The organism is Actinoplanes sp. NPDC048988 (assembly GCF_043197815.1).
In the GTDB taxonomy this organism is placed as follows: Bacteria; Actinomycetota; Actinomycetes; order Mycobacteriales; family Micromonosporaceae; genus Actinoplanes.
In genome coordinates, this window is record NZ_JBICTW010000015.1 from 1,359 (window position 1) to 14,831 (window position 13,473).

General features: G+C 73.0%; 13 protein-coding genes. 12 read left to right on the forward strand and 1 reads right to left on the reverse strand.

Annotation, left to right across the window (positions count from 1 at the left end):
* From ACGFJ7_RS34650 to ACGFJ7_RS34660, 3 genes are all read left to right on the forward strand, one after another.
* A partial coding sequence (locus tag ACGFJ7_RS34650) for a hypothetical protein (protein WP_392646021.1) occupies positions 1-1,717 on the forward strand: 1,717 nt, incomplete at its 5' end.
* The gene (locus tag ACGFJ7_RS34655) at positions 1,714-2,706 is read left to right on the forward strand and encodes an HAD-IIA family hydrolase (RefSeq protein ID WP_392646023.1); all 993 of its coding nucleotides are present in this window, start codon (positions 1,714-1,716) and stop codon (positions 2,704-2,706) included. The genes ACGFJ7_RS34650 and ACGFJ7_RS34655, both read left to right, overlap by 4 nt.
* 131 nt (positions 2,707-2,837) lie before the next feature.
* Positions 2,838-3,512 carry a flavin reductase family protein gene (locus ACGFJ7_RS34660; RefSeq protein WP_392646025.1) on the forward strand — a complete coding sequence of 225 codons (675 nt, stop codon included), beginning with the start codon at positions 2,838-2,840 and terminating at the stop codon, positions 3,510-3,512.
* On the opposite strand, the gene ACGFJ7_RS34665 is transcribed toward ACGFJ7_RS34660, so the two are convergent.
* Positions 3,466-3,801 (reverse strand): alkyl sulfatase C-terminal domain-containing protein, encoded by a 336-nt coding sequence (locus tag ACGFJ7_RS34665; RefSeq protein WP_392646027.1) that lies wholly within the window; start codon positions 3,799-3,801, stop codon positions 3,466-3,468. The genes ACGFJ7_RS34660 and ACGFJ7_RS34665 overlap by 47 nt on opposite strands.
* A gap of 109 nt (positions 3,802-3,910) precedes the next feature.
* Here ACGFJ7_RS34665 and ACGFJ7_RS34670 point away from each other — a divergent pair, with 109 nt between their 5' ends.
* The 9 genes from ACGFJ7_RS34670 to murJ all read left to right on the forward strand — a co-directional run bounded on the left by ACGFJ7_RS34670 (position 3,911) and on the right by murJ (position 13,452).
* Entirely contained in the window at positions 3,911-4,837 is a 927-nt protein-coding gene (locus ACGFJ7_RS34670; RefSeq protein WP_392646029.1) for a phasin family protein, read from the forward strand.
* Positions 4,838-4,841: 4 nt separating this feature from the next.
* Entirely contained in the window at positions 4,842-5,129 is a 288-nt protein-coding gene (locus ACGFJ7_RS34675; RefSeq protein WP_360258534.1) for a hypothetical protein, read from the forward strand.
* 7 nt (positions 5,130-5,136) lie between these two features.
* Positions 5,137-6,051, forward strand: coding sequence for a TlyA family RNA methyltransferase (locus tag ACGFJ7_RS34680; RefSeq protein WP_360258532.1), 915 nt, complete (start codon positions 5,137-5,139; stop codon positions 6,049-6,051).
* On the forward strand, positions 6,048-6,935 hold the full coding sequence (locus ACGFJ7_RS34685) for an NAD kinase (RefSeq protein WP_360258530.1): 888 nt from the start codon (positions 6,048-6,050) through the stop codon (positions 6,933-6,935). The genes ACGFJ7_RS34680 and ACGFJ7_RS34685 overlap by 4 nt, the downstream gene beginning before the upstream one ends.
* A gap of 43 nt (positions 6,936-6,978) precedes the next feature.
* Complete coding sequence (gene recN / locus ACGFJ7_RS34690; RefSeq protein WP_392646032.1) at positions 6,979-8,727, forward strand: DNA repair protein RecN; 1,749 nt, start codon at positions 6,979-6,981, stop codon at positions 8,725-8,727.
* An 88-nt stretch (positions 8,728-8,815) separates the two neighbouring features.
* Positions 8,816-9,994 (forward strand): putative cytokinetic ring protein SteA, encoded by a 1,179-nt coding sequence (gene steA, locus ACGFJ7_RS34695; protein ID WP_392646034.1) that lies wholly within the window; start codon positions 8,816-8,818, stop codon positions 9,992-9,994.
* A 9-nt stretch (positions 9,995-10,003) separates the two neighbouring features.
* Positions 10,004-10,939, forward strand: coding sequence for a copper transporter (locus ACGFJ7_RS34700; RefSeq protein ID WP_360258522.1), 936 nt, complete (start codon positions 10,004-10,006; stop codon positions 10,937-10,939).
* Between the two features lie 25 nt (positions 10,940-10,964).
* Complete coding sequence (locus ACGFJ7_RS34705; RefSeq protein ID WP_392646036.1) at positions 10,965-11,804, forward strand: hypothetical protein; 840 nt, start codon at positions 10,965-10,967, stop codon at positions 11,802-11,804.
* Positions 11,805-11,868: 64 nt separating this feature from the next.
* Complete coding sequence (murJ, locus tag ACGFJ7_RS34710) at positions 11,869-13,452, forward strand: murein biosynthesis integral membrane protein MurJ (protein ID WP_392646038.1); 1,584 nt, start codon at positions 11,869-11,871, stop codon at positions 13,450-13,452.
* The last annotated feature ends 21 nt before the right edge of the window (positions 13,453-13,473 follow it).

Here is a 13,473-nt window from a genome sequence, read left to right on the forward strand (position 1 = left end):
CCGTGGTGGTTACCAGGGTGGCGGCGACCGCGGCGGCTTCCGCGGTGGCGACCGTGACCGTGGTGGCTACCAGGGCGGCGGCGACCGCGGCGGCTTCCGTGGCGGCGACCGTGACCGAGGCGGCTACCAGGGTGGCGGCGACCGTGGCGGCTACCAGGGTGGCGGCGACCGTGGTGGTTACCAGGGTGGCGGCGACCGGGGTGGCTTCCGTGGGGGCGACCGCCCGCAGGGTGGCGGCTTCCGGGGGGACCGCGACAGCGGTGCACCGCGCAGTGGCTACCAGGGTGACCGTGGCGGGTTCCGCGGCGGTGACCGGGACCGGCCCTCTTACCAGGACCGGGGCGGCTACCAGAACCGCGACGACCGTGGTGGGTTCCGTGGCGGCGACCGTGACCGGGGCGACCGGCCCGGCAACCGTGACGGTGGCTTCCGGGGTGACCGGCCGTACGGCGACCGGCCCCAGCGCGACCGGGGCGACCGTCCGCAGGGCGGCGGCTTCCGGGGCGACCGCGACCGGCCCTCGTACCAGGACCGCGGTGACCGGGGCGGCTTCCGGGGTGGCGACCGTGACCGCGGTGGCTTCCAGAACCGGGACGACCGCGGGCCGGCCCGTGACGAGCAGGGCGGCGACGAGCAGACCTTCAAGGCGCCCGAGATCCCTGCGGAGATCCAGGCCAGTGACCTCGACCAGGAGGTGCGGGCCGAGCTCGTGTCGCTGGCCCGGGAAGCGGCCGACACGGTCTCGCGGCACCTCGTAGCGGCCGGCCAGATCATCGACGAGGACTCCGAGCTGGCGCTTCAGCACGCGATCGCGGCCCGGCGCCTGGCGTCGCGGATCGCCGTCGTGCGTGAGGCGGTGGGCCTGGCCGCGTACGCCGCTGGTGACTGGACCACGGCCATCGCCGAGCTGCGGACGTACCACCGAATGACCGGTCGTCAGACGCACCTGGCCGAGCTGGCCGACTGTGAGCGGGCGCTGGGCCGTCCCGAGCGGGCCATCGACCTGTTCCGGGGCGCCGACGTCGAGAAGATGGACAAGTCCGGTGCCATCGAGCTGCTGATCGTGGCGGCCGGGGCCCGGGGCGACCTGGGCCAGCACGACGCGGCGGTCGCGATGCTCCAGGTGCGCGAGCTCACCGCGGACGACGACGCCGACTGGGCGGCCCGCCTGCGCTACGCGTACGCCGACGCCCTGCTGGCCGCCGGCCGGCGCGACGAGGCTCGCGAGTGGTTCGCCCGCGCCTCGGCCGTCGACGAGGACCAGCTCACCGATGCGGCCGAGCGCCTGCTCGAGCTCGACGGCGTCACCATCGAGGGCGACGACGTGGAGGACGAGGACGCCGAGGCGCCCGCCGACTCCGCCACCGCCCGCGACGAGGAGGACGCGCGCGACTCCTCGGACGGCGACGACGAGTTCGACGAGGACGACGAGGACCAGGACGACGAGGACCAGGACGACGAGGACCAGGGCGACGACCTCGACGCCAAGGCCGATGACTACGACGACTCCGACGCCGCCGATGAGGACGACGACGAAGACGAGGACGACGAGGATGAGGACGAGGACGACGAGCCGGTTGCTGTCGCCGAGACGGACGTCAACACCGACCCGGTCGAGAAGAAGCAGGGCGACGCCAAGACCGGTGACGTTCCCGCTGTGAGCTTCTCGGCTGTCGAGGACGAGCCCACGACCGAGGGCAAGAAGCCCCAGGAGTGAGCGAGTCCCTCGTAGCCGGCTACGACCTGGTCGTCTTCGACCTGGACGGCGTCGTCTACCTGACCGACGAGCCGATCGCAGGCGCTCCCGAGGCCATCGGGCGCCTGCGGTCGTCGGGCACCGCCGTGGCGTACGCGACCAACAACGCCTCTCGCCGTGCCCCCGACGTAGCCGCCGCCCTGCGCGGCATGGGTGTTCCCGCCGAGCCGTCCGAGGTTCTCACCTCGGCCGGCGCGGCGGCGTCCCTGCTGGCCGAGAAGCTTCCGGCCGGCGCGCCCGTCCTCGTGGTCGGCGCCGACGCTCTCCGCGCCGAGGTCAGCGACGCCGGCCTCACCCTGGTCGGCACCGCGGAGGACAAGCCCGCCGCGGTGGTCCAGGGCTACGGGCCCGAGGTGGGCTGGCGGATCCTGGCCGAGGCGGCCTTGGCCGTACGGGCCGGAGCCCTCTGGGTGGCCACCAACACCGACCGCACACTGCCCAGCCCCCGGGGCCCGCTCCCGGGCAACGGCTCGCTGGTGGCGGTCCTGCGTACCGCCCTCGACCGCGACCCCGACCTGGTCGTGGGCAAGCCCGAGCCGGCCCTGTTCACCACCGCCGCCTCGCTCTCCCACGCTAAGCGTCCCCTGGCGGTGGGCGACCGCCTCGACACCGACATCCAGGGCGCCGTGACCGCGGGCATGGACAGCCTGCTGGTCCTCACCGGCGTCAGCACCCCCGCCGACCTCCTGGCGGCCACGCCCGACCGCCGTCCCACGTACGTGGGGGCCGACCTGTCCGCCCTGTTCGAACCCGGCCCGCCGATCGGGGCCGCTGAGGTCGGCGGCTGGACGCTGACCCGTGACGGCGACAGCGCGACCCTGGCCGGCTCCGGGGAGCCGCTGGCCGCCCTGCGCCTGCTGTGCTCGGTGACCTGGAACGGCGTACCCACGGCGTCTCTGCGCCCGGCCTCGGACGCCGCGCGCGACCTGTTCAAGACCTGGACTTTGTAGAGCCCACCCGGAATCCGTGCGGGCCACGCCGCGGTCGTGGGCCTTCGGGTGGTGGCGCGAAGTCTGAAAGCCGCCAGCTTCGGGCGCCGCCGCGGGCGAGCATGGAGTCTCGATCGACGGGGGAGGCTCTTGTGCATGTCGTGCCTGGACTGAAAGTTCTCTATTTCGGTACGCCGGTGGTGTTGCTCAGCACTGTCAATCCGGATGGCAGCGCCAATCTGGCGCCCATGTCGTCGGCGTGGTGGCTGGGGCAGACGGCGGTGCTCGGGATGGGGGATCGCAGTCAGACCGCGGCCAATCTGTGGCGGGAGCGCGAATGTGTGCTCAACCTGCCGTCGTCGGCGATGGTGTCGGCGGTGGACCGGATCGCCATGACGACCGGGCGGGCCGATGTGCCCAGCGGGAAGCGGGCGCAGGGCTACCGGTACGTGGCCGACAAGTTCGCGCTCGGTGGGCTGAACCGGCAGCCCTCCGAGGTGGTGGCGCCGCCCCGGGTGGCGGAGTGCCCGATCCAGCTGGAGTGCCGGGTGACGGGCACCCATCCGCTCACCGAGCCGGGGCTGCGGGCCACGGCCTATCAGGTCGAGGTGGTGCGGGTCCACGTCGACAAAGATCTGATCATTGAGGGTACGGCGTACGTGGACCCGCTCCGGTGGGATCCGCTGATCATGAAGTTCACCGAGTTCTTCGGTGGTGGCGTCAACGTGCACCCGTCCCGCCTCGCCGCGGGCTGGGGAATGCCTCCTGTGGAGGAGGCGGTCAGAGGAGCTTACGCAGCTTCAACAGGTCGAACGGGTTCGCCTTGACCTGGATCTGACGGGAGGCGATCGCGCGGGTGACGTCGAGCCGGCCGTTCAGCAGGGCCAGCAGGTTGTCGCTGTCGGCGGTCAGGGCGATCTTCGCCTTCGGGTCGTCGCCGTCGGTGATGTCGACCAGGCGGCCGCCGGTGAGGCGCGCGTGGAAGGCCGTTCCCAGGTCGGGGACGCGGCAGGCCAGCGTACGGTCGAAGTCGAGCTTGCCCTGGGTTTCGGCGTTACGGTCGAGCTTCGCCGCCAGGGCGTGCAAAGCGTCTCGGCACTCGTCCACGGTGGCCATCGGGAACCCTTTCTCGCGACACCAGGTCCGGGTACCGGACCGTACCTCACGAAGTCTCCCCGACCTCCCGGTAGCGTTGCACCCGACGAGCCGCGAGAGGAGCGGAAAAATGCCGGACGCATGGCGGGCGTATCTGGACCTTGCCCTCGGTTTGACCGAGGCGCCCCGCAAGCGCGCCCAGAGGGTGGCGGGCGAGTTGGTCAGCAAGGGCGGGGCCACGGCCGCGCAGCTGCAGGGGCTGGTGGACGATCTGCTGTCGGCCGGCGTGGCCAACCGCGAGGCGCTGACCAACCTGGTGCGCTACGAGGTTGAGCGGGCGCTCAATGTGGTGGGTCTCGCCACGGCCGAGGAGGTCACCGAGCTCAAGACGCGGTTGCGCGATCTCGAGGACCAGCTGCGGCAGGCCGAGGACAGCGGCGTCGGTGGCGGCGCGACGGGCGGGACGCGGCTCGAGGAGCCGGCGCCACTGCCCCGTAAGGCGGCCAAGAAGGCGGCCGTGCCGAACGCGATGCCGTCGGCGGGTACGACGCCGGCCGCGCCGCTCGCGAACACCTCGCGGGTCGCGGGGGCGCCGGCCAAGAAGGCGGTCGCGGAAAAGGCTGTGGCGGAAAAGGCTGTGGCGAAGAAGGCCGTGGCGAAGAAGGTTGCGGCCGAGGACACGGTCACGGCCGGAGCCGCGCCGATCCCGCCCGCGAAGAAGGTCGCCAAGAAGGCGGTGGCCAAGAAGACCCCGGCGTCGGAGACGGCCACGGGCGGGGCCGTTCCGGTCGGGCCGGCCAAGAGGGCCGCCATCGGGGAGCCCACGCCGCCGGGCGACGCCATCAAGGCCGTCAAGAAGGCCGCCGAGAAGAAGGCCGCCAAGAGCGCGCCGAGCGCGCCTGTGAAAAAGGCGGCCAAAAAGGCAGTGGCTCCGGCGGGAACCGCCGAGGCGCCCACGGCGGGGGTGCGCGAGGCGGCCGCGGAGACGATTCTGCCGCCGCTGAGCGCGCCGGAGACGCCGGCGCCGGTGGAGAACAAGCCCGGCCCGGAGGCATGAGCCGATGACGTTTCCGTTCAAGCCGGGGCCGCCGCAGGGCGGGTTCCGGCCGACCCCACCGCCGCCGCAGGGCGGGTTCCGGCCGGCCCCAGCGCCGCCGGCCCCGGCGCAGCACACTGAGGCGTTCGCCGAGGCCAGTGGGCAGATCGTGGAGGAGACCGGGCATCCGGCCGTCGACGCCGTGCTGAAGGCGCTGGAGAACGCGAGCCGGCTCGCGCCGGCCGAGCAGATCGCCGAGTACGAGGCGGCCCACCAGGTCTTCCAGGAGACGCTGGCGAGCATCGACCGGTGAGGCTCTGATGGCCAAGAGAGCCCGGCTCGACGCCGAGCTGGTGCGCCGCAAGCTGGCCCGCTCCCGTGAGCAGGCCGCCCAGCTGGTCGAGGCCGGCCGGGTCCAGGTGCGGGGGACCGTGGCCCGCAAGGTGGCCGCCATGGTCGACCCGGCCGATCCCGTGCTGGTCACGGGGGAGGACCCGGCTACCGAGTACGTGTCGCGCGGCGGCCACAAGCTGGCCGGCGCGCTCGAGGCGTTCGGCCGTGACGGCCTGACCGTGCAAGGGCGGCGGTGTCTCGACGCCGGCGCGTCCACCGGCGGCTTCACCGACGTGCTGCTGCGGGCGGGCGCCGCCCGGGTCGTCGCCGTCGACGTCGGGTACGGGCAGCTGGCGTGGCCGATCCGCAACGACGAGCGGGTCGACGTCCACGAGCGCACCAACGTCCGTACCCTCACGCCCGAAGTCATCGGCGGGCCGGTCGATCTCACCGTCGCCGATCTGTCCTTCATCTCGCTGCGGCTCGTGCTGCCGGCGCTGGCCGCGTGCACGAAGGACGACGGCGATCTCGCGCTGATGGTCAAACCGCAGTTCGAGGTCGGCAAGGACCGGGTGGGCGCCGGTGGGGTCGTACGGGAATGGCCGCTGCGGGCCGAAGCCGTCCTCGATGTCGCCGCCGCCGCCGCGGAGCTGGGTCTCGGCACCAGGGGCGTGACCGCGAGCCCGCTGCCGGGCCCGAGCGGGAACGTCGAGTTCTTCGTGTGGTTCCGCCGGGACGCGCCGGAAGCCGATCGTGCGGAGATCGAAAGAGTGGTCGCCGCGGGGCCGAAGATCGGGGTAGCTTCGCACGCGCCGGAGCACCCGGCGGAGCACGCCCCGGAGCACCCGGCGAAGCACTCGCTGGAGCCTGAGCCGGCGGCCGCCCTTTTGGAGGACACATGACGCGCTCGGCTCTGCTGGTCACCCACACCGGCCGGCGGCAGAGCACGCAGCACGCCCGGTCCGTGGCCCGCGACCTGCTCGCGGCCGGTTTCGAGGTGCGCGTGATCGCCGAGGAGGTGGCCGATCTCGATCTGCCGCCCGAGGTGACGGCGGTGAGCGGCCCGCAGGCGGCCGACGGTGTGGAGATCGTGCTGGCGCTCGGCGGCGACGGCACCTTCCTGCGCGCGGCCGAGCTGGCCCGCCCGCTCAAGGCGCCGCTGCTCGGCATCAACCTCGGCAAGGTCGGGTTCCTGGCCGAGGCCGAGATCGAGCACATCGACCAGGCCGTCAAGGATGTCGTCGACGGTTCGTACAAGGTGGACGAGCGGCTGACCCTCGAGGTGCGGGCCGAGTACGACGGCCGGCTGATCGCCGAGTCGTGGGCGCTGAACGAGGTGAGCGTCGAGAAGGGGCAGCGGGCGCAGATGCTCGAGCTGATGGTCGACGTGGACGGCCGGCCGCTGGCCCGCTACGGCTGCGACGGTGTGGTGTGCGCCACGCCGACCGGTTCGACGGCGTACGCGTTCTCCGGCGGCGGACCGGTCGTGTGGCCCGAGGTCGAGGCGCTGCTGCTGGTGCCGATCAGCGCGCACGCCCTGTTCAGCAAGCCGCTGGTCACCGCGCCGACGTCGACGTTCGCGCTGACCGTCGACCCGTACACGTCGTTCGCCGTGCTCTGCTGCGACGGGCGCCGCACGTGGGACCTGCCGCCGGGTGCCAAAGTCACCGTCGAGCGCGGTCAGTTGCCCGTACGGCTGGTCCGCCTGGCTCCCAGGCCTTTCACCGACACTCTGGTCGCCAAGTTCGCCCTCCCGGTTGAGGGCTGGCGGGGCAATCGAAGGTGACCGCAGTGGGCGATTGTCGGTGGGGACCGATACTGTCTGCCGTGTGCTGGAGGAACTGCGGATCACCGGGCTCGGTGTCATCGATGACACGACCCTGCGGCTGACGGCGGGCATGAACGTCATCACCGGTGAGACCGGTGCCGGTAAGACGATGGTGGTGACCGGCCTCGGCCTGCTGTTCGGCGGCCGGGCCGACGCGGGCCGCGTGCGGTCCGACCCGGGCCGGGCCGTCGTCGAGGGCCGGCTGCGGCTGGGCGGCAAGCTCGGCGACGAGGTGCGTACCCGGATCACCGACGCCGGGGCCGAGGTCGACGAGGACGGCTCGGTGCTGCTGAGCCGGACGGTGACCATCGAGGGCCGTTCCCGGGCCCACGTCGGCGGCCGCAGCATGCCGGTGGCGATGCTGACCGACATCGGCGAGCGGGTCCTGGCCGTGCACGGCCAGTCCGACCAGCTGCGCCTGCTGCGCCCGGCCGAGCAGCGGGGCGCGCTCGACCGGTTCGCCGGCCCGGAGCACGAGAAACTTCTGGAGACCTACCGCGAGGCGTACGGCCGGTGGCGCGCCGTCGTCGACGACCTGGCCGACCGGCGGCGCAACGCGCGTGACCGGGCCCAGGAGGCCGATCTGCTCAAGCTCGGCCTCGACGAGATCAGCCGGGTCGACCCGCAGCCGGGTGAGGACGAGGAGCTGCGGGCCGAGGTCCAGCGCCTCGAGCACGCCGAGGGTCTGCGGGTGGCGGCCACCATCGCGGCCCAGGCGCTGGCCGGTGGCGTCGAGGTGAGCGACGAGACCCCGGACGCCACTCAGCTTCTGGGTACGGCGCGGCGCACCCTCGAGGCGCAGACCGAGCTCGACGCCTCGCTGGGTGAGCTGGCCGGCCGCATCGAGGAGGCCGCCACCCTGGTCGGCGACGTCGCCTCCGAGCTGTCGACCTATCTGGGCACGCTCGACGCCGACCCCGCCCGCCTGGAGCAGATCTACGAGCGGCGGGCCGCGCTGCGCAGCCTGACCCGCAAGTACGCGGACGACGTCGAGGGTGTCATCGCGTGGGCCGACAACGCCCGTACCCGCCTGGCGCAGCTCGACAACTCCGACGAGTTGCTGGAGGAGCTCGACAAGGAGCGCCAGCGGCTCGCGACCCAGGTCGGCGAGCTGGCCGAGCGGCTCACCGCGGCCCGGCTCGAGGCCTCCGGCCGGTTCTCCGAGGCGGTCAGCGTCGAGCTGGCCGGCCTGGCCATGCCGCACGCCCGGGTCGAGGTGGCCGTGCTGCCGCGCAGCGCCGGCAAGGACGAGCCGAGCGTCGGCGACCTCGCGGTCGGCCCGGACGGGGCCGACGAGATCGAGCTGCGGCTGCTGGCCCATCCGGGCGCCCCGTCACTGCCGCTGCAGAAGGGCGCCTCCGGTGGTGAGCTGTCCCGGGTGATGCTGGCGATAGAGGTCGTCTTCGCCGGTGCCGGCGGTCCCGAGACGCTGGTCTTCGACGAGGTCGACTCCGGCGTCGGCGGCACGGCGGCGGTCGAGATCGGCCGGCGGCTGGCGCGGCTCGCCCGTACCCATCAGGTGCTGGTGGTGACCCACCTGCCGCAGGTGGCGGCGTTCGCCGACCGCCATCTGGTGGTCGCCAAGGACACCGGCGGGGCGATCACGACCAGCGGCGTGCGGGTCGTCGAGGAGACCGAGCGGGCCCGTGAGCTGGCCCGCATGCTGGCCGGCCTGCCTGACTCCGACCTGGGCATCGCGCATGCGGAAGAGCTGCTGTCGGTGGCCGGTCGCGAGAAGTCGGGAAGGTGACGACGAGCGGGGCGTTATGCCCCTTTTGTGGGTGAGATCGCGCATGTCGCGTGCGAGGCGCGTGATCCGGCGTGTCAGGATGGCCGTGATGCGACTTCCCACCCTGCGCCGCACCCGGAGCACCGATCCCGAGGCGATCACCGGCACCGCCCGGCTCGACCGGCGGACCAAGCGCCTGACCGGCCGGCTCCGCCCGGGCGAGATCGCCGTGATCGACCACGTCGACATCGACCGGGTGGCCGCCGACGCGCTCGTCGCCGTCGGCGTCAGAGTGGTGCTCAACGCGAAGCCGTCGATCTCCGGCCGCTACCCGAACCTGGGCCCCGAGGTCCTGATCAAGAATGGCGTGCTGCTCGTCGACGACCTCGGTGAGGACGTCTTCGAGCGGCTGCACGAGGGCGACCAGATCGTCATCGACGGCGACACCGTGCTGCTCGACGGCGAGGCCGTGGCCACCGGCGTCCGGCAGGACGCCGAGACCGTGGCCCGCTCGATGGCCGACGCCCGCGAGGGATTGTCCGTGCAGCTCGAGGCATTCGCCGCGAACACCATGGACTACCTCAAGCAGGAGCGCGACCTGCTGCTCGACGGCGTCGGCGTGCCGGACGTGCAGACCCGCATCGCCGGGCGGCACGTGCTGATCGTCGTGCGCGGCTACGACTACAAGGACGACCTGGACGTCCTGCGCCCGTACATCCACGAGTACAAGCCGGTGCTCATCGGGGTGGACGGCGGCGCGGACGCGCTGGTCGAGTCGGGATACACCCCCGACATGATCATCGGCGACATGGACTCGGTCACCGACGACGTGCTGCGCTGCGGCGCCGAGGTGGTCGTGCACGCGTACCCGGACGGGCGTGCCCCGGGCCTGGAGCGGGTGCACAAGCTCGACGTGCCCGCGCTGACCTTCCCGGCCGCGGCCACCAGTGAAGACCTGGCGATGCTGCTCGCCGACGACAAGGGCGCCACCCTGATCGTCGCCGTCGGCACCCACGCCAACCTGGTCGAGTTCCTCGACAAGGGCCGCGGCGGCATGGCCTCGACGTTCCTCACCCGGCTCAAGGTCGGCGGCAAGCTGGTCGACGCCAAGGGTGTGAGCCGGCTCTACCGGCAGGGCATCTCCGGCTCGGCGCTGCTGCTTCTCGTGCTGTCGGCGCTGGCGGCGATGGCGTCCGCCGTCGCCGTGTCGACGGTCGGCAAGGCGTACCTCACCGTGGTTTCCGAGTGGTGGGACAATCTGGTCTTCCAGCTCGGTCACCTCTTCTAGGGACTTTCAGTGATCAACTTCCGGTACCACGTGGTGTCGCTCACCGCGGTCTTCCTGGCGCTGGCCATCGGCCTGGTCGTGGGCACCGCCGCGCTCAACGGGCCGGTCGCCGAGAACCTGAAGAGCCAGATCACCGCGCTGAACAAGGACAACAGCAACAAGCGCGACCAGATCAACCAGTACCGCGACGAGCTCAACCGCAGCCAGGAGTTCGCCACCGAGATCGCGCCGACCCTGCTCAACGGCAAGCTCACCGGGCGCAAGCTGGCCGTGGTGGCGCTGCCCGGCACGGCCGACTACGCCGACGACGTGGCCGCGATGCTGAAGGTCGCCGGCGCCACGATCACCGCGACGGTCACCGTGCAGGACAAGTTCTTCGACCCCGCGATCGAGGTGGAACTGCTCGACCTGGCCAGCCAGTCGTCGCAGCCGACCATCCAGACCGAGGACCTGCCGCAGAACAGCGACGGCGTCGAGACGGCCAGCGCGCAACTCGCGCTCGCGCTGCAGCAGCACACCGGCGTCACCCAGGCCGCCCCCGGCGACGTGACGGCCGTGCTGACCGCGTACTCCGAGCAGGGCTACATCAAGGTCGAGGACAAGGCGGCCGGCGGGGCCGAGGGCGTCGTGATGGTCTCGGGCGAGCCGCCGGCCGACAAGGACGCGGCCAAGCGGAACAAGTCGGCGCTGACCATGGCCGACCAGTTCCAGGCGCGCCGCCCGCTGGTCGTGGCCGGTGGCGGCGTCGGCGACGGCAACCTGGTCTCCGAGGTCCGCGGCGACCCGACCCTGGTCCAGAAGATCTCCACGGTGGACAACGCGAGCACCACCGACGGCCAGGTCGCCACCGGCATGGCCACCACCGAACGCCTGGTCCAGGGCAAGGTCGGCCAGTACGGGCTGGCCGCCGGCGCCTCGTCGCTGGTGCCGAAGGCCGCGTCCTAGCGCCCGGCCCCTAGACTTCTCACCCATGGCCTCTGGAGTTCTCCGGTCGTTCGGCGTCGGCGCGTCCGTCGCCCGCGCCGCCCTCGCCTGGATCCGCCGCGACCCGAACGCCTCCGCCCTGGAACGCACCAACTTCCACGGGCGCACGGTCACCCTGGCCGGCGGCCCGGCGCTCGCCCTCGGCGCGACCACGGCCGCGGCGCTGGGCGCCCGCGACGGCCGCACGGCCGCGGCGGTGGTGGCGGCCGGCGCGGTGTCGGGCGCGGTCGGCCTCTACGACGACGTGGTCGGCAACCGCCCCGAGCAAAAGGTGTTCAAGGGCTTCGCCGGTCACCTCGGCGCGCTGCGCGAGGGCCAGGTCACCAGCGGGCTGGTGAAGATCGCCGGGGTCGGCGCGGGCGCGTTCGTGGCCAGCGCGCTGATCGGCAGCAACCGCCGCACCCGGATGGGGCGCGCGACCGACGTGCTGCTCGGGGCCGGGGTCATCGCCGGCACGGCCAACCTGATCAACCTGCTCGACCTGCGCCCGGGCCGGGCGATCAAGGCGTCGGCCGTGATCGGGGCGCCGCTGGCGCTCGGCCGGGGCGGCGGCGTCGCGGCGGGCACGCTGGGCGCGGCCTCCGGCCTGGTCGCCGACGACCTGGCCGAGGAGATCATGCTGGGCGACTCCGGGGCGAACGCCCTGGGCGCGCTGCTCGGCGTGGCGCTGATCGCCCGCACCGGCCCGGCCGGGCGCACGGCCGCGCTGGCCGCGCTGGCGTCGCTGACCGCGGCCAGCGAGAAGGTCAGCTTCACCCAGGTCATCCAGGACACCCCGTGGCTGCGCTACCTCGACGAGCTGGGCCGCCGCCCGCCGTCGGCGTGATCGAGCGCACCGGAGCGGGCGACGTGGGTGCAGGGCCAGGAGAGCACGCCAAAAGAGGGTCAGCGTGAGAACCGCGCCGGCTGCGGCGAAGATCGCCGGGGCTGCGGCGCTCATCACCATCCTTACGGTGGTGGCGCGGATCGCCGGTTTCGGCCGCACCTTCGTCTTCCTGCACACGGTCGGCCACGGCCGGCTGGGTGACATCTACAACGCCGCCAACACCATCCCGAACATCGTCTTCGAGCTGGTCGCCGGCGGCGCGCTGGCCAGCCTGGTCGTCCCGCTGCTGGCCGGGCACGTCGCGACCGGCGACCGCAAGCGCGTCGGCGCGGTCGCCTCGGCCCTGCTCAGCTGGGTCCTCGTGCTGCTGGTGCCGCTGGCGGCGCTGGTCGCCCTGCTGGCCGGCCCGATCGCCGCGCTCTTCCCGAACGTCCCGCCCGAGCATCAGGAGACCGCGGCGAGCATGCTGCGGGTCTTCGCCCCCCAGCTTCCGCTGTACGGCATCGGCATCGTGCTCACCGGCGTCCTCCAGGCCCACCACCGGTTCGCCTGGCCGGCGATCGCGCCGCTGCTGTCCAGCGTGACGGTGATGGGCGCCTACCTGACGTACGCGCTGGTCGACGGCGCCCGCTCCGACTTCGCGGGCCTGACCCGCGCCGGCGAGCTGATTCTGTCCGTCGGCACCACGGCCGGTGTGGTCGTGCTCGCCTTCTGCCTGCTCGTCCCGCTGCGCAAGCTGCGCCTGCGGCTGCGGCCCACGCTGCGGTTCCCCGGCGCCGAGGGCCGCCAGGCCGTCCGGCTGGGCTGGGCCGGGGCGGTCACCGTCGGCTCGCAGCAGGTCATGACGGTCGTGGTGATCGCGCTCGCGGCCGGTGGGGGACTGACGCTCTACAACGCGGCGCAGACGGTCTTCCTGCTGCCGTGGGCTGTGCTGGCGGTGCCGGTGGCCACCGCCGTCTATCCGTCGCTGGCCGCGGCCGCCTCGGCCGGGGACGAGGATACCTACCGGCATTCCCTGTCCGGCGCGGCCCGGTCGGTGACGCTGCTGGCCGGGCTGGGCGCGGCGGCGTTGATCGCCCTGGCCGGCCCGATCGCCTACCTGACCGGGGCGGCGCCCGCTTCTTCCGGAATTGTCGGATTCGCGCCGGGGCTGCTGGGGTACGCGCTCTTCGCCCTGCTGTCGCGGGCGCTCTACGCGCGCGGGGCGACGGTGGCGGCCGCCTGGTCGACGGCCGCCGGATGGCTGATCGCGGCGGTCAGCGCGCTGGCGCTGACCGGCCTCGACGATTCCCGGCAGGTGCTGGGCCTGGGCCTGGCGAACGCGGCGGGCATGACGGTGATCGGGCTTCTCCTGATTGCGGCCGTACGCCGTCACGCCGGCCCGGAAGCATTGACAGGCTTGCCACGAGCGGCGGCGGCAGCGGTCGGCGCCGGGACAGTGGCGGCCCTCGCCGGGTGGGGCGTGGTGGTCGGTATCGGACACCTTTTCGGCACGACCCCGACCGTCGCCGGCAGCGTCGTCCAAGGCATGCTGGGTGGGCTCGTCGTGCTCGGGGTCTTCCTCGCGGTCGCCTACCCGGCGGCCCGGCACGACTTGGCGTCCCTGGCGGCCCCGCTCACCCGCCGCCTGCGCCGCCGCCGGAAATGAGGCGGCCCGGTGCAACGGCGG

What these genes read in the sequence shown, in the direction of transcription:
- ACGFJ7_RS34670 (WP_392646029.1), top strand. Translation starts at nt 3,911, where the DNA reads ATGCCGGACGCATGGCGGGCGTATCTGGACCTTGCCCTCGGTTTGACC.
- ACGFJ7_RS34685 (WP_360258530.1), top strand. Translation starts at nt 6,048, where the DNA reads ATGACGCGCTCGGCTCTGCTGGTCACCCACACCGGCCGGCGGCAGAGC.
- steA (WP_392646034.1), top strand. Translation starts at nt 8,816, where the DNA reads ATGCGACTTCCCACCCTGCGCCGCACCCGGAGCACCGATCCCGAGGCG.
- ACGFJ7_RS34680 (WP_360258532.1), top strand. Translation starts at nt 5,137, where the DNA reads ATGGCCAAGAGAGCCCGGCTCGACGCCGAGCTGGTGCGCCGCAAGCTG.
- ACGFJ7_RS34665 (WP_392646027.1), bottom strand. Translation starts at nt 3,801, where the DNA reads ATGGCCACCGTGGACGAGTGCCGAGACGCTTTGCACGCCCTGGCGGCG.
- ACGFJ7_RS34675 (WP_360258534.1), top strand. Translation starts at nt 4,842, where the DNA reads ATGACGTTTCCGTTCAAGCCGGGGCCGCCGCAGGGCGGGTTCCGGCCG.
- ACGFJ7_RS34705 (WP_392646036.1), top strand. Translation starts at nt 10,965, where the DNA reads ATGGCCTCTGGAGTTCTCCGGTCGTTCGGCGTCGGCGCGTCCGTCGCC.